The organism is Bacteroides sp. GM023 (assembly GCF_014750685.1).
Lineage (GTDB): Bacteria > Bacteroidota > Bacteroidia > Bacteroidales > Bacteroidaceae > Bacteroides.
Map to the genome: position 1 here is coordinate 619,689 of NZ_JAAXGE010000005.1, position 26,351 is coordinate 646,039.

21 protein-coding genes are annotated in these 26,351 nt (G+C 46.9%); 4 read left to right on the forward strand and 17 right to left on the reverse strand.

Features of this window, described 5'->3' with window-relative positions; genetic code table 11:
• Positions 1 to 160 precede the first annotated feature (160 nt).
• From HC965_RS13385 to HC965_RS13435, 11 genes are all read right to left on the reverse strand, one after another.
• Positions 161 to 2,896, reverse strand: a complete 2,736-nt coding sequence (locus HC965_RS13385; protein WP_191031917.1) for an ATP-binding protein — start codon at positions 2,894 to 2,896, stop codon at positions 161 to 163.
• Between the two features lie 74 nt (positions 2,897 to 2,970).
• Positions 2,971 to 4,185 (reverse strand): glycosyltransferase family 2 protein, encoded by a 1,215-nt coding sequence (locus HC965_RS13390; protein WP_191031918.1) that lies wholly within the window; start codon positions 4,183 to 4,185, stop codon positions 2,971 to 2,973.
• A gap of 26 nt (positions 4,186 to 4,211) precedes the next feature.
• Positions 4,212 to 5,723, reverse strand: a complete 1,512-nt coding sequence (locus HC965_RS13395; protein WP_191031919.1) for a hypothetical protein — start codon at positions 5,721 to 5,723, stop codon at positions 4,212 to 4,214.
• 39 nt (positions 5,724 to 5,762) lie between these two features.
• Positions 5,763 to 6,617 (reverse strand): glycosyltransferase family A protein, encoded by an 855-nt coding sequence (locus HC965_RS13400; RefSeq protein WP_191031920.1) that lies wholly within the window; start codon positions 6,615 to 6,617, stop codon positions 5,763 to 5,765.
• Positions 6,618 to 6,628: 11 nt separating this feature from the next.
• On the reverse strand, positions 6,629 to 7,786 hold the full coding sequence (locus tag HC965_RS13405) for a glycosyltransferase family 4 protein (RefSeq protein ID WP_191031921.1): 1,158 nt from the start codon (positions 7,784 to 7,786) through the stop codon (positions 6,629 to 6,631).
• Positions 7,787 to 7,797: 11 nt separating this feature from the next.
• The gene (locus tag HC965_RS13410) at positions 7,798 to 8,952 is read right to left on the reverse strand and encodes a glycosyltransferase family 4 protein (RefSeq protein WP_191031922.1); all 1,155 of its coding nucleotides are present in this window, start codon (positions 8,950 to 8,952) and stop codon (positions 7,798 to 7,800) included.
• Positions 8,953 to 8,993: 41 nt separating this feature from the next.
• The gene (locus HC965_RS13415; protein ID WP_191031923.1) at positions 8,994 to 10,118 is read right to left on the reverse strand and encodes a glycosyltransferase family 1 protein; all 1,125 of its coding nucleotides are present in this window, start codon (positions 10,116 to 10,118) and stop codon (positions 8,994 to 8,996) included.
• A gap of 54 nt (positions 10,119 to 10,172) precedes the next feature.
• Positions 10,173 to 11,084, reverse strand: coding sequence for an SP_1767 family glycosyltransferase (locus HC965_RS13420; RefSeq protein ID WP_191031924.1), 912 nt, complete (start codon positions 11,082 to 11,084; stop codon positions 10,173 to 10,175).
• Positions 11,085 to 11,088: 4 nt separating this feature from the next.
• A complete protein-coding gene (locus tag HC965_RS13425; protein ID WP_191031925.1) occupies positions 11,089 to 12,540 on the reverse strand; it encodes a lipopolysaccharide biosynthesis protein in 1,452 nt (483 codons plus the stop codon).
• Positions 12,533 to 13,648: a glycosyltransferase family 1 protein gene (locus tag HC965_RS13430; RefSeq protein WP_191031926.1), complete on the reverse strand. Its 1,116-nt coding sequence runs from the start codon at positions 13,646 to 13,648 to the stop codon at positions 12,533 to 12,535. Before HC965_RS13430 ends, HC965_RS13425 begins: the two co-directional genes overlap by 8 nt.
• A 66-nt stretch (positions 13,649 to 13,714) precedes the next feature.
• Positions 13,715 to 14,314, reverse strand: a complete 600-nt coding sequence (locus HC965_RS13435) for a hypothetical protein (protein WP_191031927.1) — start codon at positions 14,312 to 14,314, stop codon at positions 13,715 to 13,717.
• Positions 14,315 to 14,486: 172 nt separating this feature from the next.
• Between HC965_RS13435 and HC965_RS13440 the strand changes: the two genes are divergently transcribed.
• Positions 14,487 to 15,578 carry a Lin1244/Lin1753 domain-containing protein gene (locus HC965_RS13440; protein ID WP_191031928.1) on the forward strand — a complete coding sequence of 364 codons (1,092 nt, stop codon included), beginning with the start codon at positions 14,487 to 14,489 and terminating at the stop codon, positions 15,576 to 15,578.
• Positions 15,579 to 15,911: 333 nt separating this feature from the next.
• Complete coding sequence (locus HC965_RS13445) at positions 15,912 to 17,711, forward strand: bifunctional DNA primase/helicase (protein ID WP_191031929.1); 1,800 nt, start codon at positions 15,912 to 15,914, stop codon at positions 17,709 to 17,711.
• An 8-nt stretch (positions 17,712 to 17,719) separates the two neighbouring features.
• On the opposite strand, the gene HC965_RS13450 is transcribed toward HC965_RS13445, so the two are convergent.
• Positions 17,720 to 17,944 carry a DUF4248 domain-containing protein gene (locus tag HC965_RS13450; RefSeq protein ID WP_167964617.1) on the reverse strand — a complete coding sequence of 75 codons (225 nt, stop codon included), beginning with the start codon at positions 17,942 to 17,944 and terminating at the stop codon, positions 17,720 to 17,722.
• 281 nt (positions 17,945 to 18,225) lie between these two features.
• Between HC965_RS13450 and HC965_RS13455 the strand changes: the two genes are divergently transcribed.
• Both HC965_RS13455 and HC965_RS13460 read left to right on the forward strand, forming a co-directional pair.
• On the forward strand, positions 18,226 to 18,750 hold the full coding sequence (locus tag HC965_RS13455) for an HU family DNA-binding protein (protein ID WP_191031930.1): 525 nt from the start codon (positions 18,226 to 18,228) through the stop codon (positions 18,748 to 18,750).
• Between the two features lie 232 nt (positions 18,751 to 18,982).
• Complete coding sequence (locus HC965_RS13460; RefSeq protein WP_191031931.1) at positions 18,983 to 19,444, forward strand: N-acetylmuramoyl-L-alanine amidase; 462 nt, start codon at positions 18,983 to 18,985, stop codon at positions 19,442 to 19,444.
• Between the two features lie 125 nt (positions 19,445 to 19,569).
• Here HC965_RS13460 and HC965_RS13465 read toward each other — a convergent pair whose 3' ends face one another.
• From HC965_RS13465 to HC965_RS13485, 5 genes are read right to left on the reverse strand one after another with little or no spacing between them, the layout of a single operon-like run.
• Positions 19,570 to 20,688, reverse strand: a complete 1,119-nt coding sequence (locus HC965_RS13465; protein WP_191031932.1) for a glycosyltransferase family 1 protein — start codon at positions 20,686 to 20,688, stop codon at positions 19,570 to 19,572.
• 20 nt (positions 20,689 to 20,708) lie between these two features.
• Positions 20,709 to 21,902 (reverse strand): glycosyltransferase family 2 protein, encoded by a 1,194-nt coding sequence (locus HC965_RS13470; RefSeq protein ID WP_191031933.1) that lies wholly within the window; start codon positions 21,900 to 21,902, stop codon positions 20,709 to 20,711.
• A gap of 5 nt (positions 21,903 to 21,907) precedes the next feature.
• Positions 21,908 to 22,831, reverse strand: a complete 924-nt coding sequence (locus HC965_RS13475; protein WP_191031934.1) for a glycosyltransferase family 2 protein — start codon at positions 22,829 to 22,831, stop codon at positions 21,908 to 21,910.
• Positions 22,828 to 24,135, reverse strand: coding sequence for an O-antigen ligase (locus tag HC965_RS13480; protein ID WP_191031935.1), 1,308 nt, complete (start codon positions 24,133 to 24,135; stop codon positions 22,828 to 22,830). The genes HC965_RS13475 and HC965_RS13480 overlap by 4 nt, the downstream gene beginning before the upstream one ends.
• A complete protein-coding gene (locus HC965_RS13485) occupies positions 24,128 to 26,350 on the reverse strand; it encodes a hypothetical protein (RefSeq protein ID WP_191031936.1) in 2,223 nt (740 codons plus the stop codon). The genes HC965_RS13480 and HC965_RS13485 overlap by 8 nt, the downstream gene beginning before the upstream one ends.
• Between the last annotated feature and the right edge of the window lies 1 nt (position 26,351).

Consider the following 26,351-nt stretch of genomic DNA (forward strand, 5'->3'; position numbering starts at 1 on the left):
AATGTTGTTTACTAATTATGTAACTATGTAGCACATTATGTAGCTATGTAGTTCACTATATAACTATGTAGCGCACTATATAACTATGTAATGCATTATACAACCATGCAACGCGTTGTATATCCATGTATCGCATTGTATAACTATGCGTCATGCAATTTTACGAAGATGGTAACCACTTCTTTATCATCGCCTTTAGCTTATCATGCGCTATCGGTTTTGCTATAAAATCATTACATCCCGCTTCCTGCGCCGCTTTCCGATCCTGTTCATAAGCAAAAGCACTTTGAGCAATAATAGGCACCGTCGCAGACAGTTCGCGAATGATTTTCGTAGCTTCCAATCCGTCCAGATTTGGCATCTTTATATCCATCAGAATAAGATCCGGCTTCACCTCATCATACATCGTGACCGCTTCCATTCCGTCATGTGCACGTATAAGACGATGCTTTTTGCCAAGAATAGCTTCCAATAAGTCGAAATTACTGTCCGTATCTTCGGCTATCAGAATACAGGCTGATTTAACATTATCCCAATCTTTTTCCGCTTCGCCGGACGATGAATCATTTCCTTCTGAAGAATCACGTTCATTGGACAAAGCAGAATCGCCATTTGGCAAAGCAGAGCCATCATTTGACGAAGCAGAACCACCATTCACTGCCGCTGCCGTAACGCCTTCACCTTCCGAAGACAAATCCTTTTCTGCGGCACTCCTGCCCCTGTACGGCAAAGTAAATGTAAACGTCGTTCCCTTTCCCACTTCCGAACTGACAGAAATCTGTCCGCCGAGCCGTTCAACGATTGACTTACAAATAGACAATCCCAATCCCGTCCCCTGCGCATGCTGATTCAGCTTGGCGAAACGTTCAAAGACACGTCCCACCTTCTCCGGTTCAATGCCCGTACCCGTATCCGTCACATGGAAAACAATCTGATTGTCCACCAACTCATAACCATAACTGATACTACCTTCCTTCGTAAACTTCACCGCATTCCCAATCAGGTTCGAAATCACCTGGAACACCCGGTTCTTATCCGTTTCAATCATCAGACTTTCGTCCGAAGGCTCGTAAACAAGACTCACCCCCTGCGGAGTACGGAAAATATGCGCATCATGCACTTCCCTGCATAAATGATGCAGATTGACAGGGCCAAAAGAAAACTCAACGATTCCCGATTCAATCTTCGACAAATCGAGAATCTCGTTAATCAATTGCAGAAGACGCTCATTATTAGCATCGACAATATTATAATACGTCTTTCTCTCCTCCGCATCATCACTTTCAGCGATCAGATGCGAGAAACCGACGATCGCATTCAGCGGCGTACGTATCTCGTGACTCATATTAGCAAGGAAAGCCGACTTCAGATTGTCGGACATCTCCGCCTTCTCCTTCGACGACATAAGTTCCCGCTTCATCATCTCAAGCTCCGTGACATCCCATTCGATACTTACGATGATAGGAGAGGAGAGCTCGTCCCCATCCACCCGTATCTTCCGTTTATCGAGAATAATCAGATTCCCGTTCCTGTCCTTGCCTTCTGCTGTCCAGTGCAATCCCTTTCCAGTAGAAGCCACCTGAAGATCCTCCTGCCGCTTCTTTTCCGCCACGATAAACGGATAATAATCGAAGTCGTTCATACCGATGGAAGTACCGGTGAGAAGATCCCGGTTGTACGACTCCCGGTTACGGTAAATATACCGGAAGTCATTATTAATCTCCTTCACCACAATTCCCGCAGGAAGATTATTGATGGTAGTATCCATAATCAAGTTCAATCGCTTGATTTGAGCCTCATATCGCATCCGTTCGGAAATATCATGCGCGAACGACCAGTAACTTTCTTCCCCAGAATCATTGGTAACCTTGTACATCGTACATTCATAAGCCAGAATATCCCTGTTGATCTTTGATGGGTGAGGAGCAATGAACGTATTATTCCCACCATCCGTAGCGTTCCTGCAACGGGCATGCCATGCCTCTTGCGTAGGCAAATCCGCCGCCACATTGTAGATTTTCAACTGACTGATATCCCTGTTCTCCGCTATGCCATGATTGCGCAGGAAACGACGGTTAGCAAAAATAACCGTCCCGTCAGGCTTGGCAGCGAAAATACTCTCTTTCGCATTATTGATAGCATGTGTCAGTGTATTAATATCATTTCTGCGAAGTTGTATATCCGTGATATTCTGAATATACCCTTCGACATTCAGACTGCCGTCCGCAAGTTGATCGCGGAGATAAGTCTGAATACGCATATAAAATATTCGTCCGTCCACACGAACACGATAACTGATACTTTCCGTATTGAAACCTTCCAGATTCCTGTTACACCACTCGTCAAAAGTATGGCAATCTTCCTTGACAATCAATTCCCTGTACTTGTCGAAATGAATATGCTGCGTCTCCTCAGTCGATAACACACCCGTGTAACCCTGATAATGAAAAACATTCTCATTCGTATTGTACGTCCATTGCCCGATTTGAGCCACCTTCTGAATCTCCCGCAGTGTGCGGTTCGTCTGTTCCAGTTTACGTTTCACATTGCTTCTTTGCGTGATGTCGCGATATTGGCAGAGCACCATATCATCATACGGATACATGAGACATTTGAAATAATACGTCTCACCCTTCAGCACCAGCTTGAAATTCTTGCTGATACTCCGTTGCTCTTCGATTACCGTCTGGAAGACGGGCATCACCCTCTCCCGTGTATATTCCGGCAGAAGTTCGAATATATTCTTACCCAATAGTACATCTGCTTGCAGAAACCATGCATCACAATAGGAAGCGATGTCTATGCAGACACCGTTCCTGTCCACCAACAGCATCGTATCAGCCGTCAGTTTCAGTATTCTCTGTGCGTTACTTGCATCATGTAATGTTCTGTCCATGTCTGTTTTCTTTTTTTTAGATGATTGAGACTGTCGTGTCCCATTAAGATAACAAAAGATTCAATGATTTGTTTTTACTTCTCCGCCCGCTTTGCCTTTTCCCAGGCTCCGCTTCCTTTCTTCTTTTTCAGATAGCGTATTCCTTTCAGCACATTGACATTCATAAAAAGAAAATAATACGGAATGAAAAGCAACTTATTCTTTATCTGCTTGGTAGACAGGTAATATCCCCAATACCCTAAAACATAAAAGAGAACCTGCAATCCGAGCAATACCCCATAAAACACCGTCGAACCACCCAGCAATAAAATCGCTACATTCAACGGCAAGAGAGCGAACAACAGAAACGGCGTGACAGACCACCGCAGCACCCGGTGCGACGTATATTGAAAACTCAACACCCCGTACCGGAAAGGATTCAGCAACGGGCGCAACCGCCAGATAGACTGCAATCCACCCGCAGCAATACGTACCTTCCGCTTCTCTTCCTCCCGCATATCCGCCGATCCGCTTTCGATAGCATACGCATTGGTACAATAAGCAATCGTGTACCCCTTCATCGTAATCCTCAAAGAAAGAATAAAATCATCCAGCAACGTATCCGGCTCCATCGCCTCGAACAACTCCCGGCGTACGGCAAACAACTCTCCCGCAGCCCCCACAGCCGAATACAACCGTGCATCCAACGCCTTCAACGTCGACTCATACTTCCAGTAAATCCCTTCACCACCGGCAGCCGCCCCGTCCTTCGTCTGCACAGCAATCCGTTTCTCGCCTGCCACGCAACCCACTTTCTCGTCTTGAAAAGCAAGCACAATCTCCCGTATCGCTTCGCGGTTCACCATCGTGTTGGCATCTGTAAATACGACTAATGGCGTTTCTATTAGCGTCATTCCGCGCGTCATCGCCGCCGTCTTTCCCTGTCTCAACGGCTGAAAATAGACCGTCGCTTTCCCCTGCCAACGAGTCTGCAAACGCTCATTCGTCCCGTCATCGCTACCATCCGTCACCCATACAATGTGCAACTTATCCGCAGGATAATCAAGCTCAAGACTATTCTCCATCTTCTCATCCACCACATCTTCCTCATTGAAAGCAGTGATGAAAAGCGTCACTTCCGGCAGCTCATTGTCCGATGCCGGCAGCGAACGTTTCACCGGCTTCACGAAAAGCTCCTTCAGCTTGACAAGAATATAAAGCACAATTCCGTAACCCAGATACGTGTAGAAAACAACGAACAGGGTAAACCAGAAAATAATTTCAAGACAGAGGATAAGGGTATTGTTCATAGACGTATTATTTGTTTAAATGGATTTTATTCAACTCGCTGCAACAATTCATTTTTCGTTTCGGATTCTTTCAGCATACTCACAAAATAGAAAGCATCTGCTTTGGCAGAAGCATCTGTCGTATTCGCTTCATATCGTTTTACGAAGTTTTCGGCATGTGCAACTAAAAATGTCCGGCAGTCAATATTCAGCATGAGATTTCCTGCATGGTCACCGTAAGAAAGACCGGTGACATCTTCATTCGATTCCAAGCTTTCTATATCTTCAACTTTAAGTCCGAGAATATTGACAGTGACAGATGGATAATAGAAATTATTTTCCCCGTTCATACTCAAAGTCAGCTTCCACGTATGCGTATCCACTTTTTCAATATTCGGTTTACAGTTCAGCCGGTAATAGTAATACTCATAATACTCCTCTTGGTTGGCGAACCACATCGAATCGTCGCCATCCCGTCCATACGTGTCGTTGAGCCACACCAGAAAATCCACCCATCCGGTATCCGTGTTGTGTGCACCTATGGAGATAGCAGCCCGTTCTTCTTTGGGGAGCTTTAATTCTTCGAGGATAGCAGCTTTAATCATATCCGGATTTGTCAGTCCGCTGCCTTGGGGCGGATCGTAGAACGCCCTTTCGATCACTACCTTTTCAAAATCCCTATTTTCTTGGAATGGATATAGCTTTATTGCTTCGCTTTGCGCGCATATGGTTCTGACAGGGTTATGTTGCATGGCAGCTTCGATATACATTTTGTCCCTGTTGGGTTCTGCAAGCATTTTGCAGACACGATTGTTTAGCTTTTTGCGCATAATGTTCTGGGCGACACAAAAGTGCTCCTTTAGCCTTTCCACCGTTTTCTCCTCTTTCGTGACTTTCAAGTCATGGAAAGCGATACCTACACCATAGTTTGTCATTTCCTGCAAGTTGCCCCATACTAATCCATCTTTTTTGTAAAATCGAAAATCATTTCTTGTATATCCTTTTTGTACCCAAGTAGTGGCATTCATGAAATCCCATTCGGCAGCCACCGTTGTTCCGAAAGAGAATCTTACTTCCCGTCCCGTTCCGTCTTCCCGTCTCGTTCCGTCGGTACTTGCCAATGTCTTTCCCAGTGAATAACTGTCACTCGGTAAGTCACCGTTTTGCAGATGAGCCAGGTCACAATTGTAACTGTAAGATAGAGGTTTGCCGTGAATCGCTGCCCACGTGTATGAAAAAGCCGACTGCATACAATCGTCCTGTGTCATCATAAACAGCCAGTCTTTATTATATTTTAATGGTGGTATTTCTGCATATAGATACGATACCGTTCTGTCGGTTTTCAGATGAATCGTAATTTCTACCTCTTTGTTGACAGTTTCACTGCTAAAAGGATACATAAATTCCGTTTCGCAGATGACATCCCGCCTCTGGTCGTTGTTGTCATTTCCCTCTCCATCCTTACCATCCTGATAAAGATTAATCTTACGGATACAACCGGACATAGTCAAGCTGACGATTATACATAGAATGATACCAATATTAAATTTCCTACACATAGGCTTTCATCTCTTTCTTTTTCTATTGAATGTTCCTCCTTATTTCTTCTTCACAAGATTACTCTCCTCATCCTTATACTCTTTCTTTTTGGTAAAAAGACCTCCGATTCCCTTCAAGCGACTGACGACACGTACTTTAAAACTATTGAATAGACTTCCGTCAGCTCCCACAGTGCCATATCCTGTCACGGCACGTGCCTTCCGTTTGCGCACAAATGCAATCTTTCCGAACTGCTTCAGTTGCAATGCCAGATACCCGTCCTCGCCCCGTATAATATCCGTGCGGATTCCAGTTTTCCGTGCATACTCCGTGCGGTAGGCAAACACCAGTCCGCGCACACTAAGTTCGGGACGTTTGAAAGACTGCATCCACAAATGCAGGTCGCGGGCAGACTCATAAAACTTCAGTCCCAACCACGAGTGATCCTTGTCCGGGATATAACTCCAAAGCGAACTTACAGCCACCACACCCGGCTTTTCAAGCTCATCCACCATCGTTTCCACATACTTCGGCGGATACATAGTGTCAGAGTCTATGTTGATATGATATTTTCCGCGAGCTTGGTTCAGTCCGCAGAGTCGCGCAAAGCCACAGCTATGCTGCGTTTCCGTGAAGTATGGCACCCCGCATGCTTCGTATATTTCGGCTGTGCGGTCTTTCGATTCATTATCCACGCCGATGATTTCCACGGGGTATTTACATTTCATCTCACTCAGCGACCACAGGCAGGCGAGCAGATGCTTTTCCTCATTGTATCCGATGAGCGATACAGTGACAAGCGGTTCGTTACTCTGCAATCCGGCCAGATTGCGGCGAACTTCCTCGATAACGGATTGCGGAGCTTCCGCAAAAGGTTTCTCATATACCTGTAAATACTTAGAATACCATTCCATGAGTTTTTGATTTATGATTTTTGAGGTGATTGATTGTCAGAGGTTAACTCCTCAAACAACAGTTTCCAATGTTCAACAATATTCTCCATCCGGAATCGCTGTGCGTTGATACGTGCCTGTTGCCCCATCTCCATCCGTATGTTTTCATTCTCTATCAGCCAGGAGATTTTCTCCGCCAGCTTTTCTATATTCCCGTTTTCGACCAGCAGGCCGTCTTTTCCGTCGTCAATAATATCCTTTGGCCCGCAAGGACAGTCGAAAGAAACAGGTGGCACGCCGCATGACATTGCTTCGGTGATAACCATTCCGAAACCTTCAAAACGAGAGGATAAGACGAAGATGGAACTTTCGCAATACTTGTCCGTGATATTGGGTACGGTATGTTCCAGTATGCATGAGCCGGTCATCTCCAAATCGTTTATTCGTTGCTGAAAAGAATCTCTCAACGCGCCGTCACCGTAGATGCGCAGTATCCACGAAGGATGCTTTTTAGAAACGATCTTCCATGCCTCTATCAGTATATCAAATCCCTTTTGGGGAGCATATCTCCCAGCGGCAATGATTTGCCGGGCGCTGCAATCCGAGAAACGGTCGGTCGGCGTAATAATAGGATTGGGAATCACACAGATATTCTCCAAATCAGGCCAGAATGTTGCTTCTTCATGTGTGAGAACTACAAATTTGTCTAACTGTTGCAGATTCTTCTGCAATTCTTTTTCCCATCTCTTTTGTAATAGATTTCCGAAGAATCCCCCTTTGCCCACGCCGTAAGAATAGCGTGTGACGTGAAATTCACCGACCTTCTTGCTGCCATCAGCGATAGAATGAATAAATTTCACCTCCCGCCGTATGGTTGAAAGCGTGATGTCCGGGCGTATATCCATCAACAGACGGGTAAAACGCTTGCGGAACTTATGATAACGAAACGGATATTTCAGTAATTTACTTATCGTCGACTGGTTGAAAGGCCAGTCAAATGCCACGTCAATGTCTATATGTTTCACTTTGGGCGAAAGAGCGAAATGGATTTCCCTGTCCCGTTGTTCAGACGTGATGATATACACTTCATACCCTTCACAATGCTCGGCAAGATAGTTTGCCTTGAAAGTGACAATACGCTCCAGTCCGCCGGGAGCATAAAGTGAGGGTAAGTAGTATGCGATTTTCATGGTTGAATGATTTAATTTGTTTTCGGATCAGGCACAAGGCTTTCAAACAATTGCTTCCATTGATTGCCAATGTTCTCTGTTTTAAATCGTTGCACATCAATGCGTGCCTGCCGTCCCATCTCTTTGCGGGTTTCTTCATTTTCTATCAGATAGCAGATCTTTTCCGCCATCTCCTTTATGTTGCCGTCTTCCACCAGTAATCCGTCTTTTCCGTCGTCAATAATATCCCGTGGTCCGCACGGGCAGGTGAACGATACGGGCGGCACGCCACACGCCATCGCTTCGATAATCACCATCCCGAACCCCTCAAAACGGGATGAGAGAACGAAAATGGAACTTTCGCAATATTTATCCACGATATTCGAGACGGTAGGTTCGAGGATACAGCTCTCGGTGATTCCCAACGAATCAATTTGCTGTTGAAGTTGCTCCCGCATACCATCCCCGTAGATGCGCAATACCCAGTCCGGATGCTTTTTGGCAACGAGTTGCCAAGCCGGGATGAGCCGGTCGAATCCTTTTTGCGGTACGTAACGTCCGGCGGCTATCACTTGCTTGTTGCTGCCGTCGGATACTTTTTCAGGGAAAAAGGGGAGTGGGTTGTAAATCACTTCCACATTGCTCAGTTCAGTCCATTCGCGGGCATCCTCATGGCTGAGGACGATGAAACGTTTCAGTTGGCGGAGTTGGCGTATGAGCTGGATTCTCCAACATTTTCTGACGATAGCCCGTATGAAAGCCGGCAACCGGCTGTTGCTGAAATCCCGGTAGTTGGACTTGTTGAAGTGAATTTCCCCCAGCTTGATACTTCCATCCGTCAGTTTGTTGATGAAGTTGATATCCCGGCGGAGCAAGGAGATCGTGATATCCGGTTTAATCCGGTGCAGGCATTCGTCAAGTTTGTTTTTAAACAACTTTTGCTTCGCCATGTATTGAGGAATCTTTTTATAAAGAGGCAAATTATCCACATGAGAATAATTGATGTCCAGTTGGTGAACAGTGATAGACGGATGAAGTGGGTAGTATGGCTTTCGCCCTTCACCGTCTGTGAGAAAGATGTGTATTTCATAACCGAACACTTCGGCAAAGTAATTTGCTTTTAGTGACAATACCCGTTCCATGCCGCTAGGGTAGTCGAGCGAAGGAATACAGTAGGCTATCTTCATTTTTTTATAGAATATTGTTTGTTAATACTGTGTTATGTTGATTATATTTTAAAGTCAATCGCGTCAATCACTTTCTGCATTTGCGCTTTCCATGATAGCGGGCGGGCAGATTCCCGTATTTCCTCGGGCGTCATATCCCCCGCATTGCAAAAGTCGATCAGCCCTTGAATATCAATGGGAGATTCATCGGGTGGCACTTTCCATACATAGGGCATACGGTCAAAATCCTCATCCATTTCCGAATATGTGAACGCAAACCCGCGTGCGGCATATTCACGGTTTTTCAGTGTTTTGATGTACGTGATTCCGCTGCGGTGACGTCCCAGACTGCCGATGGCAAAATCCGCCATTTCAAACTGAGCGTCCAGTTCCTCACCGTGCATAGGGCCGTGTAAGAGTATATATTGTTCCAGATGATGATCGCGTATGACAGGCAAAATGCTTTCCCGTTCCCGTTCGCCGGATAGCGGGCCTACGATGTGAAAGTACACCTTATACTCCGGGTTGTTCCGGTAGTATTCCGCCATACCGCGCACAAGGCGGTCGAATCCGTGCCAGTAATGCACCTCCGCCACTCCGATGAGATGCAACTCTTTTGAGATGTCATTCTGGCGGCGCTTCATCGGGATGGCTTCAAAATCTATTCCGTTTGAGATACGTATGGTATGCCCGCCAAAGATTTCTTCTTCATTGGAGAAGGTGACTATTCCGTCCAGGAGCTTTGCGAGCTGGCGGCGGAAGCAACGGTCGATGGCGAGATTAAATTTCATGGCGCGGGTGACGTACTCCTGGTCGTAAGGATATGTCGGGATTTCCATCACCACCTTAGCTCCTGTACGTTTCAGCCGCTTCACCAGTCGCAGGGTGAAAGGACTGGCATTATGATATGACCGGATATATACAAAGTCGATGTTTTCTTTGCGGGCATAGCTGATGATGGGGGAGTAGTAGACTCGTTTCCACACTTTGGCGGTGAGTCCTGTCCCGAAATCGGCAATCACCTCATCATTCACCATCCAACGCCGTTCGCCGTGGGGGGTGACGTCATAATGACACAAACGCACATCCACATTACATTCTCTGAGGGCTTTTACCTGATAATGTATCTTCTTACTAATTCCGTTAGCCTCATTGAAACCGTGAAATATAAGGAAAAGGGCTTTCATTCGTTCTTTTTTCTCTGTATTCAACTATATTGTTTATAATGTCTTTTTCTATTCTCAAACGATTCGGGCGATAATTTGTTTTCGATATTCATCACCGGCATCACCTACTTCACTGCCTATGGCAGTTTCGTTTACATATTTTCGTTCCAGTTTCACTTTCTTCGTGGCTCCCATTCGCCACCATTCGTATTCCACATCCACATGGCCGACGTCGATAGCCTGATAGCCGTCTTTAAACAAATCATAGGCTAGCACGGTGGCCGTCGGACCGAGGGCAATCAGAAATAGCGCTTCCTTCTCCAGTTTGCGGGCTTCCTGCCTGATGTCCTCCAGGCGGTCGAACGCGTCTCTGGGCGGACAGAGGATGCGTCGTATGCTCCGAGCGTTGTCGAAGAGGTCGTTTCCTACTCCGAGCCGGCTTTTTTCCCCTTCTATAAAGATGATGTCCCGGTCGTCCCAAATGCCTTTCATGTCGCGAAACCATCGGGCGGAATCCTCTTTGCGGGCAAAATCCATATACGGGCGGGTGACGAACGTATTATAATACTTTCGTCCGGACACCAGCAAATGATCCCACCATGAACCATACAAATAAAAATGAGTTCTCCAGAACCGGCGGCTTTTACGGTTGTAGCGGTATAGGTCGCTGAACGCGTCGGAGATGCATACAATATGTCCTTCCTCCTGACTTCTGATTACTTCGGTCAACCTTTTCGCCAATTGCGCGTCACCTTTCTGGAACCGTATCGCCTTTTCCGGACTGGTGAGCAACACTTCCCCGTCGCCAAAGCGGCTGACGGAACAGCGGTCGTCGATAATTTTGCGTATCGTTTCGTCAATAGAGGCCACTTGCGGTATGATTTTCCCCTTTTTACGTAGAACGATGTACCAGAAATTGTACCACTCTACCGTACTACCGTATTTTAACTTATAACGCAGCGTTATGAAAACGTCTCGTATGTTCATTGTTTTAGATTTTTTTTCTCAACGAACGCAATTTTCCGATCATATCGTACTCGTGCGTCATTTGTATGTAAGTGCCAAAGATAATAAAACTAACGATACCTTTGGCAATAATTGTCAAAAAAATATTCATCCCTTCCAATGCATATTGCATGGGGACGAGGGCTGCCGCCATCAGCAGACTCACCACCAACGGAGAAATAAGCTGACGAACGAACGTCAAAACACTTCTCCTGAAAGTCACCCGGTACATCTGCCAGTAGCACTGCATGAAGTTGATGGTAAACGTTGCCACGATGCAAGTTGCCACTGCCGTCAGTGTGCCGAAATAGAAAATGCCGAGCAGCATGCCCGCCACGTTGAGCACGGACGAGAACACGCCGCATACGAACAAACTCCGCGTGTCTCCTGCCGCCTGAAAGATGGAGCCGGAAGAAGAAAGAATAATCTGAACCCCCACCGAGAGAGCCAATATCCGGAAGACGGGTACGGATGGCAACCACTGGTCACCGAAAATAATCAGTGTCACCTCTTGCGCCGTAAAAAACAACAACACGCTGAGAGGCAGTCCGATGAAAGAAAGAAAACGGAGAATCCGTTCGTAGGACGTCGCCAACTTCGCCTTGTCGTTCTGAAAATCGCTGAAGATGGGGTGCATCACGGGCGTAATCACTTGCGTGATGTTCTGCAAGGGCAGCATCATCAGTCGGTAAGATTTTTCGTAATAGCCGAGGGGAGACATACCCATATATTTACCAATCAGCAATTTATCAAGATTACGGCTGAAGTAATTGATGACGTTGAACAGGAATTGGTAGGCGGAGTAAGAAAATATTTTTCGGAGCACACCCAGTCCCAGCGTGAAGCGCAACCGTTGCGGGTAGCGCTGGTAAGAAATGATGAATATCAGTATGCTCGATACAATCGGGTTGATAATCAACGCGTACAATCCTGCTCCGCAGAGGGCGGCGGTCACGGCGGCGGCGCCTGCCGAAATCTGTATGATAAAACTGCGCAGGGCGATAAACTTAAACTCTTTGTTGCGATAGAACAATGCACCCGGAACGATGGTGGCGGATGCGAAAAAAAGGTTGACAGACAGCAGTTGGCAGAGCGTCCGCAGGATGTCGCTTTCGTAATAGTCGGCGATGAGCCACGAAGCGCCGAAGAAGAGCACGCTGATGCCGATGCCCGTCCACACGGTGAACGAGAAAATGTCCGACAGGTCGTTCCCCGTCAGCGATTTGTGCTGGATGATGGCGGGCGATACCCCCATGTCCGTGAAAAGATTGAAGAAAGCGATGATAACGGTGGCGATGGCCACTATGCCGAAGTCGTCCGGCGAAAGGAGGCGTGCCAGTACACCTGCTACGACGAGAGAGATGACGACACCGCTGTATTTGGCCAGTGCCGTGTAGAATACTCCTGAAAATAGCTGGCGTTTGATATTGTTAGCCATTTATTGCTTGTTTATAAGTTTGTGCATACTCTTTTCCTACCTTCTGGATGTTCATGTTCTCCATGGCGTAGGTATAATTCATTTCCCCTTCTCCCCACAGGGCGAGACGGCGGGCGGATTCGAGCGACAGGATAATGCTTCTCCTGTTGTCGGGATCAAAGGTGGGGTTGCCGGTTTCGGTCAGCAGTTCGCCGATATTCCCCACGTTGGGCCCCACCACTACTTTGCGGTAGAGGAAGGCGAGGGGGACGTTGCCGGAGTTGAGTATATCTTTTCGTTGGATAAGTATCACGTCCGAGGCTGCCATATAATAAGGCAGGTCGCAGTTGTCTATCAGTTCGTCGTTGGCTCCGGCCTTCAGCTTCATCCAGCGGTTGAGCAGGGGGATGAGCAGGTAATACCCGATGCGCGAGGCCCATCGCTTGAAGAGATTGCTGCCATACTTGTTGCTCTTCGAGAAAGGATAGAGGCGCGGGGCGAGAAGCATCTTGCGTGGCTCGTTCCATTCCCGGAACGCGCCGAGCACCATGTCTATTTCTTCCCGGTTGCGGAACTTGCCGAAGGCGGTGACGATGAATGCGTTCTGCGACAAGTTGAGATACTGTCGGGCACGTTCCACGCTGATATCTTCATTATACGTATATTGGTAGATGTGGTGCGGAATCACGACATTGCGGCTGTCGGGATACCTGGCAATGAACTCATTGCGGCTGAACTGCCCCATGTGCACCACGACATCGCTTTCGGACTCGATGATGTCATACGCCTGGCTGATTACTGCATTGGCGTAGTGCGGGCGTACGTTGTGGCGTGTGTAGACGAAGCGCGTCCCTCGTGAGCGGAAGAAACGGATTCGTTCTTCCAGTCGCCGGACGACATCGGGGTCATCGCACGTCCAGCCTACCACTTCTTCCGGCCACTGAAAGTGGATGATGTCATAATCCGTATCTGAGTTCCAAAATTCCTTGGTGGAACATCGCACGTCGATACCGGCCATTTTGATGGCATCGCACAGAATCGGGACGAACAGATTGTCCGTGTCTCCATTTTCCCTGAATACAATAAGTGCTTTTATCGGTTGACTGCTAATATCTTCACTGTTGTTCATGTTTTTACTTTAGTCATTTATCAGCCCCTGGCTATGCCACAAAGGTAATAAAACTTATGAGAAACCCTACTTTTTTTGCGGCTTCTTTTTGCCGGACGATGCTTTCTTCGTTTCATTTTTCTTTTTGTTCTGTCCATCTTTCTCTTTGTGCCGTTTTTCTTTATCTTTCTTTTGTTTCCCATTCTCTTTCTCTTGTTTCTTATTCTCTTTATCTTGTTCGGATTTCGCACCGTTCATATGTTTGGGAGGCTTTTGTGCCGCCCGTCTTTTCAATTCTTCTTCGTCTACTTGCTGCTGAAGAATAATCTGACGCTTGTCATAGTTCTTGATTTCGCTGTAGTCTACGGTTGTCACGACAAGACATTTGCCGCTTTGCAGTGCCCGGATAATCAGGCTGCATAGAATCAGCGGGTAGAATTTACATTTTATCTCCTTGAGATGCGCATTGAACGCTTGCGCATAGGAGATTATGTTGTAATTCCCCAAGTTTTCCATCCGCCATGCTTCGGCTGAGTTGACCGTTGTCACCTCCTGCACTTTCTGGTGTGACAGGGGAGAGATGGTACGCACGTAACGAATGAGGCGACCGAAAGAAAGGTGGATACATCTTTGTAGTACTTGGCGTACTACTTCGTCATCATTAAGAATTTTTTTTGAATTAGCCATATTTTTTTTAGTTGTTAAAATTCTGGCGCAAAGTTCTTTAAAAGTTTATTAAAAATTCTCTTCATTTATGAAGAAGTGTATTCCAGACGTTTTATAGACCTTCGTGCTCACTAAGTTACCTCGCCGGAAAGGGTGTGGTTTTGTCGAATAATTTTAAAAATTGGAAGAAATAATGAAAAAAGACCAGTATTTTAACTTGGAAGTAAATTTATTGAACGACGATAATATCGCCGGCATGATGGCGGAATTGGATGCCGCGCAAGCTATCGGAATCTATGTAATGTTGCTGCTTCATCTGCGCACGAAGGACAATTACGAGGCTTCCTGCACGCCGCTTCTGCTGAAAGCCTTTGCCCGACGCTATGAACTGGACTTGGCAATGATGGAACATGTGCTCCGCGACTATCATCTTTTTGAGGTGAACGAGGAACGGCAAACTTTTCGGGCTCCTTATCTGGACAGGGTGATGAAACGGCTTGAAGAGAAGTGGCGCATGGATACCGAAAATGGTAAAAAAGGGGGGCGTCCGAGGAAGCCTGTGAAATCTTCTGAAACGCCCGCCAGCAAGGGGCAAAAACCCAACGAAACCCAAGAGAAGAGAGAAGAGGAGAAGAGAAGTATTACTACTGTTGTAACCAACAGCAGTAATACGCGGACGATGCCGGTGGCGGAGACTGTTGCTGCTGTTGTCACTACCTGTATTTCCCCGGTGGAAGTTGTCGATGCTCCTGTCGCCAATGCTTGTGTTCCGATAACGAAGACCGTCACTACTCCTGTCTCCACCTCTGTTCCTGCTACGTCCGGGATACGAATCCGTTCGGTGGATGAAGAAGGGCAACGCCCATTGCAGCCTGTTGTGCCGTGGGAAGTCTTGGTGGACAGGCTTGCCGATTCGCAACTGTATATGGAACTGGCAGGGCAACGTTCCGGCTTGGGACGGCTTTTTCTCGATCATCAGAAAGAGATTATCAAACTGTTCAAAGGTCATATCCGGCTCTACGGGAAAGAAAACGAACTGCTGTTCTACGATGACGTGAAGCGTTATTTCTCTAATTATATCGCTGCCGGTTCCATCACCTGCGGCAAGTTGCGTGAAGCGTTATTGCAGGAAATCAAACTGCGGGAAAACAAGAACATGAACCGTTTTGAGAGCACGGTGGACGGGCAGCGGACGTATCTGGGACATCTCATCCCGAATGACGCACCGCCACGGCCGGACGGCTCGGCGGTGTGGGATGAGGTGAGGAAAAGATGGGGACATTGACGTTGGTTTTTGTCTGTTCATGGACGTAGGCTTATCGTTGTTGCGCCCACGCTTGGCGTATGCTGTGCCCACGCTTGGCGTACGTTGTGCCCACGCTTGGCGAACGCTGTGCCCACGCTTGGCGAACGCTGTACCCGCACTTGGCGTACGCTGTGCCCACGCTTGACATATGCTATACCCATGTATGGCGTATCTTTCCTCTATGTTCAATGGTATTCCAAGCCGATGCCCTGAATCTATTTACTTAGACTTTCATGTTTGTCCGTCCCATTGCCCTCTTGCTTTTAGCATCGGACAAACAACTAAAAATATATTGAAAACGAATAAAAAATTATGAGAAATTTTGCCAGTTATGATGTCGATATTCGCCGAAGAACGAGCGGTGTCGTGAAAACAATTTGTAATAAATGTCTCCCTACAAGGCACAATAAACGCGACCACTCTCTGCGTGTCAATATCGACACAGGGCATTGCCACTGTTACCACTGCGGAGCCGACTTCTACGTCCCCGACGATAACGAAGAACGCGAAAAAGCCGAACACCGTGCAGCCCGCCAGCGTCGTGCGGCCGCTATCCCGCAACACTTTCAGCGTCCTGTATTTGATTCCTCTAAAACCGTGCTTTCCGAAGCCACGGAGCGTTGGCTGGTCGAAACCCGCTGCATCCCGCAATCCGTTATCGCTGCGCTGCGTATCACAGAGCAGGATGAATATATGCCACAATCTGCCAAGAACGAACGTTGTATCTGCTTCAACTATTTCGAGGGAGAGCAACTGATAAACACGAAATTTCGTGGCATCAACGAAAAGCATTTCAAAATGGTGCAGGGAGCCGAACTGATTCCCTACAACATCGACTCCGTATTGGGGCAGACTTCCTGCATTATCCATGAAGGTGAACTGGACGCCGCCTCTTCTATCGCCGCCGGATTCAAAAGCGTAATCTCCGTTCCCGCCGGTGCCAACTCGAACCTTTCCTGGCTCGACCGTTTCATGGAAACCCACTTTGAGGATTTGAAAGAAATTATCATTGCCGTAGACACGGATTCTGCCGGACTGAAACTGCGTGACGAGCTTATCAACCGCCTGGGGGCTGAACGATGCCGCGTCGTGACTTACGGCCCGGAGTGCAAAGATGCGAATGAACATCTCTGCAAATATGGGATTTCGAGTCTTCGTATCGCCATCGAACAGGCTGCGGAAGTCCCTCTCGAGGGTGTTTTCACGGCTGCCGACCTGCATGGTGACTTGCTGGCTCTTTTCGACAATGGTTTCGGTCCCGGTGCGGATACGGGTTGGAAGGAAATGGATGACATCTGCACGTACGAGCGTGGACGTTTCGCAGTAATCACAGGAATGCCCGGTGCAGGAAAATCCGAATGGCTCGACGAACTGGTATTGCGGCTTTGCCTGCGCCATCAATGGAAAATTGCTTTTTTCAGCCCGGAGAATATCCCTATCGTCTATCATCACCGAAAGTTGATTGAGAAACTGACCGCCCATCGTTTTCAGCGAAGTTACGGTATGTCGGAAGGGCTTATGATGCAGGCGGAAGAATTTCTGACCGAAAATGTATCGCATATTTCCTTGAAGGGGAATGTCACGCCGGAACGGGTACTTGGCAAGGCACGTGAGCTTGTTGTCCGCCGGGGATGCCGCATCCTCGTGCTCGACCCTCTGAACCGCTTTGACCATGCTCCGCAACCGGGGCAGACGGAGACGCAATACCTTTCCAACTTGTTGAATAAATTCACGGAATTTGCCGTGCAGTATAATTGCCTGGTGATACTCGTTGCCCATCCCCGAAAGATGAACCGCAACCCGGTGACAAATTCTACTCCGCGTGTGGAGATGTACGACATCAATGGTTCGGCCGACTTTTACAATAAGGCTGACTATGGTATTGTGGTAGAGCGTGATAAGGAAGTCGGCGTCACCCGTGTGTATGTAGACAAAGTGAAATTCAAGCATCTCGGACTAGGCGGCATGGTTACTTTTGCCTATGATCCTGTGAGCGGTCGCTATCTGCCTTGCACGGAATCACATGACCCTGCTGTTCCTGTGGACAGGCGTGTCGGGGGCGTGACGTACGATTCGACTTGTTGGCTGCCGGAGAAAGAGCTGTTTGATTAATCACTAAATCAAGGTTCTTGGAGTACTTCCACGATTAGATGTACTTGGGCAGGGGTATAGTGCCTGCTTCGTGGATTCATGCCGGTGGCGATGAGTCGTTCTTTCAGTCCCGGAGCAGCGTCTATCCATTCGTTGAATCGGTCTACTGCGCTTTGTTGTTGTACGTTGGGAATGTATAGCATGGCTAGTTCGCCTTTCCCGTAGCTGCGGTATTGGAATGTTTTTTCTTCCATTTTCAGTTGTATTTAGTGGCGTTGTAATTGGTATAAAGTTACGCATTTTTACCGGATTTGGCAAGTTTTGTATATACAATTTTCGCTCTAATCCTCTTTAATCCGCCCTCTTTTGCTTTCTTCCATTTTAGTCCGTCTTATCCAGTCTTATCCCGTTTTATTCCGTCTTAATCCGGCGTAGCCCGGTGTAATCCGTTAAGTCGCTATCCTCTTGCCGTACCTTTGTTTCACCATCAGAAAGGGAGAATGTCCTTCCTTTCGTAGAAACAAATAGTTAAGGTATGGCAACAGTTACTGTGGTGCGCTATAAGCGCAGAAAGCGAATCGGAGATGAAGAATCGCCGATGGTATTTGCCCTCAAACCCAAATCGGGGGAAGCGAAAATCTATTCCATTGAATCTTTGGCACGTGAGATTGAGTCTATCGGAGCGCTTTCGGTAGAGGATGTGTCGCACGTTATGAAGTCTTTTGTCCGCGCGATGAAAAAGGTTCTTGTGGCGGGCAATAAGGTGAAAGTGGAGGGGTTGGGTATCTTCTACACTACGCTGACTTGTCCCGGCGTGGAAGTGGAAAAGGAGTGTACCGTGAAGAATATCACCCGTGTCAATCTTCGTTTTAAGGTCGATAATTCCCTGCGGCTGGCCAATGACAGTACGGCAACCACTCGTGGCGGAGATAATAATATGACCTTTGAGTTGTACACGGACAAGAAGTCCGCTTCCGGTGGAAACGGAAGTGGTGATTCCGGTGATCCCGATGATTCGGGCAAGGGAGATGGCGGTGAAACACCGGATCCGGCAGCTTAGTCCGGTTCACGCAGCTTAGTTCTGCTCATGCAGATTAGTCCTGCTCATGCAGTTCAGCCCTGCTCACGCAGTTCAGTCCTGCTCATGCAGCTTAGCGTCTCCCACAAAGAACGTGAATAATAACCTATTAAAAATGCAGAGAAATGATTGACAAAATCTTAGACATTGTATTGGAAGTCCTGTTCTTCTTTCGCAGAAAGAGAAAGGGCAAAAAGAGCGAAAGGACAGGTCGATGAGGAAGATTGACCTGATTGTGATCCACTGTTCCGCCACCAGGGCGGACAGGGATTTCACGGAAGATGATTTGGAAGTGTGCCATCGCCGGCGTGGCTTCAACGGGACAGGTTACCATTTTTACATCCGCAAGAACGGGGATATAAAGACGACCCGTGCGATTGAACGGATTGGCGCGCACGCAAAGGGACACAACCTGAGCAGTATCGGCATCTGCTATGAGGGTGGGCTTGACTGTCACGGGCGCCCTGCGGATACACGTACCGAGTGGCAGGTTCATTCCATGCGGGTACTCATTCTTGCATTGCTCCGTGACTATCCCGGTTGCCGCATTTGCGGACATCGCGACTTGAGTCCCGACCTGAACGGGAACGGGGAGATTGAGCCGGAAGAGTGGGTGAAGGCTTGCCCGTGTTTTGAGGTGAAAGCGGAATGGGGCATGTGTAAAAACATCGGATAAATAAAAAGAGCGAATCTTTCTTTAGATGGAAGTTTCGCTCTTTTTTTATTGGTATTCGTTTTACTTTTTCTGCTTATATGGCTTTTCTGCCCGTTTGATATTTCTATCCTACTTGTTTACTCTTTCTATTTGGCAAATTCTTTATATATCTCCAGCAATGACTCTGCGGTATTTCGCCATGAGAACATTTGGCTGCGTTTGAGTCCGTATTCCACTTGTTGCTGATAGAATGTTTCGTCATCTTCTAATTGCAGAATTTTTGCCGTGATGTCCTCAGAACTGTATGGGTCGGCGAGTAAAGCGCCTTCACCTGCTATTTCGGGCATAGCGGAAGTGTTTCCTGCGATGATGGGTGTTCCGCAGGCCATCGCTTCAAGCATCGGGATGCCGAAACTTTCGCGGAGCGAAGGATACAGGAATGCGAATGCCCCACCATATAGAGCTGCAAGGTCTATATTCGCAATATATCCGGGAGAGCGGAGATAACTCTTGATGCCGGTTATCTTTTCTTCTTCCAATATCCGGTCGATGGCGTCTTCCTTGAGGTCGGCAATGAGTAACGGCAATTTTTGAGTGGATTGTTTCAGGTAGTCGCTGTAAGCCTTCAATACTCGTGGCGTATTCTTTTTCGGATCAGTGTTCCCTAAAAAGAACAGGTAATTATCTGCATCAATATACTTCCGGGTTATTTCGGGAGATTTGGGTTGCAGACGGAAATGGTTGCTGAAACCATTGTACACAGCTACCAGCTGCTCTTCAGGCAACTGAAGTACATCCAGTATTCGTTTTCGCTCAAACTGCGATACCGTAATGATTTTTTTGCATTTAGGGAGTATGCGCGGAACGACAAGGCGACGATAATGCCACCCCATTTCCTGATACCATGAGAAATTGGATGATTGTCTTTTTTCCAGGTAAATGATGTCATGCAATGTCAGTACCAAAGGTACAGAGCAGTGTATGGGAGCTGTATTGCTGGTACAATGCAGCATATCCGGTTGAATACGATTCACAGCACGCGGAAGAACCACTTGTTCCCATAGCGGGTAAGTGGGACATTTCAGTTCGATGATGTGCATGTTGTCCGACTCTTTGAGACATTTGTCCTCGCCGGGACTGACGAATATAAAATATTCGTTTTCGTGGTCTATCTTTTGTAACTCCCGAATACTCTCGAGTGCTACAAAGTCCATTCCATGTTTATTTGTGCGGAAGATACGTTGGGCTTCAATAGCGATTTTCATAAATCTTCTTTATTAGGTCTTTATTGATGGTGTTCGCCATGTTCTGTATGGATAAATTTTTTGTTTGCTCCTTTTAACTTGAATAAATTGCCTACCATGGTGACGGCAAGCATAGGCATTTTCATAATTGCTTTTCCCACCTGCTTGGTGAAGAGTTGTCCGCCCGGTACGGGCAGTGTCATGGCTGCCACTTGGGCTGCCGACAATATCCACCATTTGATGGCCATTGTCCATTCGTATCCGCCATTACGTACACTTAGGATGATGCCAATGGCGGTGAATACAAATGTCAGTCCGAAGACTCCGGCAAGTTGTATCAGGCGTGGTGGAAGCATCCACTGGAGTATCTTGTCGCAATAGTCGAAGTTTCCTTGCAGCAGTGCTTTCGGCAGGTGTGGCAGTGAAGCCCGGAGAGCACCGAATTGTGCGGCTATCCAGCGTTTACGCTGATTGCTGATAGCTTCTTTCTTCTGTGTCTTTTCATCAAATACGGGCAGGTCGGCCAGATATGCAATATAAATGCGTTGTTGTAAAAGCATGGCTTCCAACTCTTTATCCTCACCTGCCGTCTGGAGGTATTTTACATGCTGATGGAACCATTCGGCTTCAAAAGCCATCCCCGAACCTGATAACCCGGCAGAAAGTCCCACTGCATTGTGTCCGCTACGGAAGAAGCCATTGTTTATTTCTTCACTGGCACCGTCGAGAACAGAAATGTCCGTGTTCAGATTCTTGCCGGTGCGATGAGCCTGAATGGCTTTCACGCCGCTGTCGAATGCGCGGTTGATGGTGGACAGAAACTCGGGGGTAGTCAGATTGTCGGCATCCATGATGACTACGATGTCATAGACATTGGTATCTACATTGTCCATTGCCATAGCTAGCGCCTTGGCTTTGGAGCTTTCTGTGTAGTCAGCCATCAGCAGGCGGATGGGAAGCGCACGCAGGGCTTCGTTTGTCTCCGGTTGCATCTGGTCGGAGATGACTATAATCTCGAAGAGCTCTTGCGGGTAGTCCTGTTCGAGGAAACTGCGTATGGAAGAAAGGATCACGCGATCTTCCTTGTAGGCAGGAAAAAGCACGGCAAAACGCCGGAGTGTGCGGGCTTCAGGATAATGGGGAGCCCGGTAAAACTTGGATGCAATAGCGTATAGCAGCAGATAGCCCACGCAAAACACAAGAGGAATGTAAAGAATCCAGTCAATGATGTTCATAGTATTTAGAATTTATGCATTATACAATTAGGAGAAGTCGAAGGCATGAACAGCCCTCTGTTTACTCCGCAATAAACGGCAAAAAACAGGTCGAAACGACCTTTCAGTGCGTATGTCAGACTGTTTTTTCCGGCAGCGACCGTACTTTGGTAGAGTACGGAGAGAAAACGGTCTGTTCCTTTCAGGTTGCGGCGGGCATAGAGCAGGCGGTTGCGCGTCAGGTAATACGTGCGCAATTTGCTTAATTGCCCGGTGCTTTGGCTTTCTTTATGAAAAACGGTGCAGCGTGGTTCGTACCATAGCTCGTAGCCGGCACGTGTCATGCTTGTGCTCCAATCCAGTTCTTCATAGTAAAGGAAGAAGATTTCAGGCATCATTCCGGCCTTTTCGATTACTTCGCGTTTTATCATCATGGCTGCTCCATGTAGATAAGGGGTAGGGTGGGGAGTGTCGTGACTTCCGTCGTCGGGACAGTCGAACCCTAGCATAGTATTGCGCAAGGTAATCTGCGACAAAGGTGTGAATCCCGCAAACTGTATGTGTTGCGGTGGGAAGGCGAAACGTATCTTCGGTGATACACCGCCAATGTCAGGACGGCTTTCCAGGCGTTCTATCAGGCTGGGCATTTCGTCCGATTCGATATACGTATCGTTGTTTATCAGGAAAAGATATTTGCCTTTTGCCGCACGGATTCCGATGTTGTTGCCACCGGAAAATCCTCCGTTTACGTCGCTGCGGATAGCAATGACGGTGGGATACAACTTCTGTATCTTTGCTGCTTCATCTTCATGCGAAGCATTGTCTACTACTATGATTTCATAGCTCACCGACTGCAAGTGCTTATGCAGTGATTCTATCAGTCCACAGGTGTCTTTGAACCCGTTGTAACAGACCGTGATGAATGATATGTCGGGAATATTGTTTGTCATTCTTGTTCGTCAGTTTTTTTGTTGAGTATGCCTGGTTCTTTTTCTTCACTGATCCGCTTGTCAATATGCGGAGCGGCAAAACAGAGTGCAAAACCTATATAAACAGGTAATTGGTTGGGATATTGCATTATATCGTTGACATAGGTGGCTATAAAGAATCCGGCGTCCATACAGAGCCATGCTGCTATCAATCCTCGCAAACTCTTGTTGCGTACTTTAAACATAAGTATCCATGAGCACCAAGCAAAGAGGATGCCATGTATGGAAAGATAGAGTATTAATCCGACAATGCCTGTCTCTACCCATACACTGACCAACCATGAGTCGGGAGGGTAGGGCATCTGTTCTCTTGATTCGAAATTACCGGCTTTGGAAAGACCTATGCCATAGCCGAGGGGCTTTTTAGCCATTAGCTCCTTCATCCTCTGCCGGTTTTCGACGCGGACAAGATAGGACGCGTCTTCAGACGGATGAAAGGAGGAGCGCATCTTATGAATATATTGGTTGCCGCTTCCGATATTGGTAAAATAGAAAAAACAGAATACGGAGATGGATATGAAAATACCTCCCAGCAGGGCTTTCCAGTTTTTTGCGATAATGGTCACCATTAACATTCCACCCATAATAACTCCCATGGCGGCACGAGTTCCGGAGATTCCCATTCCGTAAAGTCCGCACACCGCAATAAAAATAAAATAAATACGCAACCATTTGGAATCCACGAAAAAGGCGGAGATAGCAAACACCACGGCTGACATGGCAGCGTGTACTCCATAATTTGCCGCGTCGGAGAAACAGGCGAAGTAACGAATACCTGACCAAATGATGTGGGTACGCCATCCACCTAACGTAAACAGAAAGTAGAGGTCTTTTGAACTGAAACCGTAATTTTTCTGCCAATAACCTTTTATGGTAAAGATGAGAACGAATACCGACCAGATAATCAGCAGTAGTTCGATGTCTTTTTTACTGCGGACGACAAGCGGGACGACAAAGGCGCATATCAACGGTATGAGTGCATACGGCGTGATATTGATATTCCACGCTGCCATCACATTGTTGGGATTCAGAATCTCGAGAAGATAAAAGAACAGCCAGGTGGAAAACATATAAGTCATAATGTTTTTTCCTGCTTCCCAGTGGGTGTTTTCGTCATTGCTGAGCTGTATCAGGCAGATAGTAGTAAACAACAAGATCATCACCATGGAAAATAGTCCTATCTTGATATTTACTAACATACCTGCTGCCACCAATGTGAACTGTATGGCGAGCAGGATATGGAAAGTCACTATCCTTTTACTCATCGTCGTCCTCTTCTGCCTCCTTTTCTTTTCCTTTCAGATTGAATCTGATTTTTTCGGTGAGCGATAGCTGGCTGAAACGATAGCTGAGTCTGCGTAACAGAGTGTATGGCGGAAGTTGTCCGGTGAAGTCTTCTGTTGCTTCACGGTTGGCATTCGTGAGGCATATACGGAATGGGACATCCGTCTTGCCCAACTGTAACATGAGTTGTTCGCAGAGTTGCTTGTCAATTGTTTTCCACCCGCGATTTGCCGGTGCTACCAGAATGTTTGCATTGGCATCGTGCAATAAGGCACTAGGTATGTTACTGCTTGACAATGGCGGATAGGCAACGATTAGTATATCTTCTCCTTGCAGAGCGTAAAAATCGGTGATCTGCTTAGCCAGCAGATATTGAGTGGAATTGGTATTGAAATCCTCTTTGTAGGTGATGAATCTTGTGTTTAACATACGGCTTTGCATATACCCGCATATCAAGTTTCCCACTTCTTCTTCCCCGGAGTTTTCGCAAGTGCTGAATAGGTTGATTATGAACACACCGGAAGATTTCCGCTTGGTGAGGAAGCGGAGCAGGGAATTGCTCAACTCTCTTACGGAAAACTGTACGTATGTTTTTGCCAGTCCGCCATATCGGGAGGAAGAGGTACTGGGAACGGCACCTATTACTTTGAATCCTGTCACCCGTTTGGTACGGCCGGCATCACGCAACGTTCTGTCAAGCATTTCTATGAGTAGAAGTAATGCTATGATTATTAAAAAACTACCTACGCAAGCCGCGATAACGATCTGCTTCCGGTTGGTAGAGTTAGACGCGATCGGATAGGTCGGCTCATTGAGAACTTTTAGTGTGGCGGAAGTCATCTCCAGATTTTTCTTTCTCAATAAGGCTTCGTTGTAGCTTTGCAACACAGTGAGGTAGCTTCGTTCCGTAAAGTTGATAAGGCGTTCTTTTTGCTTGATAGTAGTTCCTACAGGCGCAAAGAATACATACCGGTTGTTCAACTCTCGGCGGGCGTCTTGTACAATTTGAAGCTCGGCCTTGGCTTTTTCAAACAGCAGTGTCTGTTCAAGCCATTGGTCGATGATGTTTGTTCGTGACGCTCCTTCTTTTGTATATTTGTGACCTATATAAGAGGTGGTCAAGTCATTCAGCTCTTGCTTGAGTTCGCCCAGTCGCTTTTTGTCTCCTGCCAGGGATTGACTGTCTTTCTGCTTGGAATCGGTCATAGCTTCAACCTCAGAGATTTTGCCGGTGATATTGGAGGCTTCTCTCAGTTTGTCTACAAATTCCATATTTTTGAGCACTTGTTTGGCATTGCTGTCCATATGCTTCTCCAGCTCTTCAAGCATGGATTTGGTACTGTTGAACGCAAAAAGTGCATCCTGCTCTCTCAGTTCGTATTCTTTACTGATAGCGGCTATTTCTTTGGTTTCATCAACGTAATTGATAATACGTTTTTCGACATTATACTTGGTCAGGTCATCTTCTTCTGAATTAAGCTTTTTTCCGATGCGTTTCAGTTCTTCTTCGAAGTATTTGATTACCTTATCTGTCTCTCCATAACGAATGCGGCGGTATTCTTCAACAAATTCATCCATCAGGATGCTTACCGTGTTGAAGGCAATGCCGGGATCGCCGGATGTATAGCTGATGTCGAGCAAATCACTGGTTAGCCTACGCTGCACCTTGATACCTTTCAATGCGTTATAGCTATAAAAAGGATGGTTATAGTAGAACATTTCATAGATATAGTTGCCTTTTTTGGGGCGCATATATGCTTCCAGATTGGCTACTGTTTTTTCTTCACTTGACTTGTCGATCAGCTTTAATATCTCTGGCCCGTGTGGGCTGTTTTTCAGGTGATTATAGGTGTAATTGTAGCTTGAAGGAGTGATGCCGTCAGTTTCTTTTTCCGGATTTCCTAAAATAAGGACGCGGGCAAACAGCCGGAGGAATACTCTTTTCAATGTACTTTCGGCTTGCATGATACTTATCAGGTTGTCCATTGAATTTTGCACTGTTGCCCAGTCTGTACGTTTGTCGCTCTCCAGATTGTATCCGGAGGCTACACCTGTGTATAAGGTAGCTTTCACATCATATCCGCCTTGCATGTGGCGGGTATAATAGAAGACAAGTAAGGTAAAGAGTGAGGTGCCCACTAATATCAGCCAGCGATGGCGAAATAGGGTTCGTATGATGGAAATGATAAAATTCATA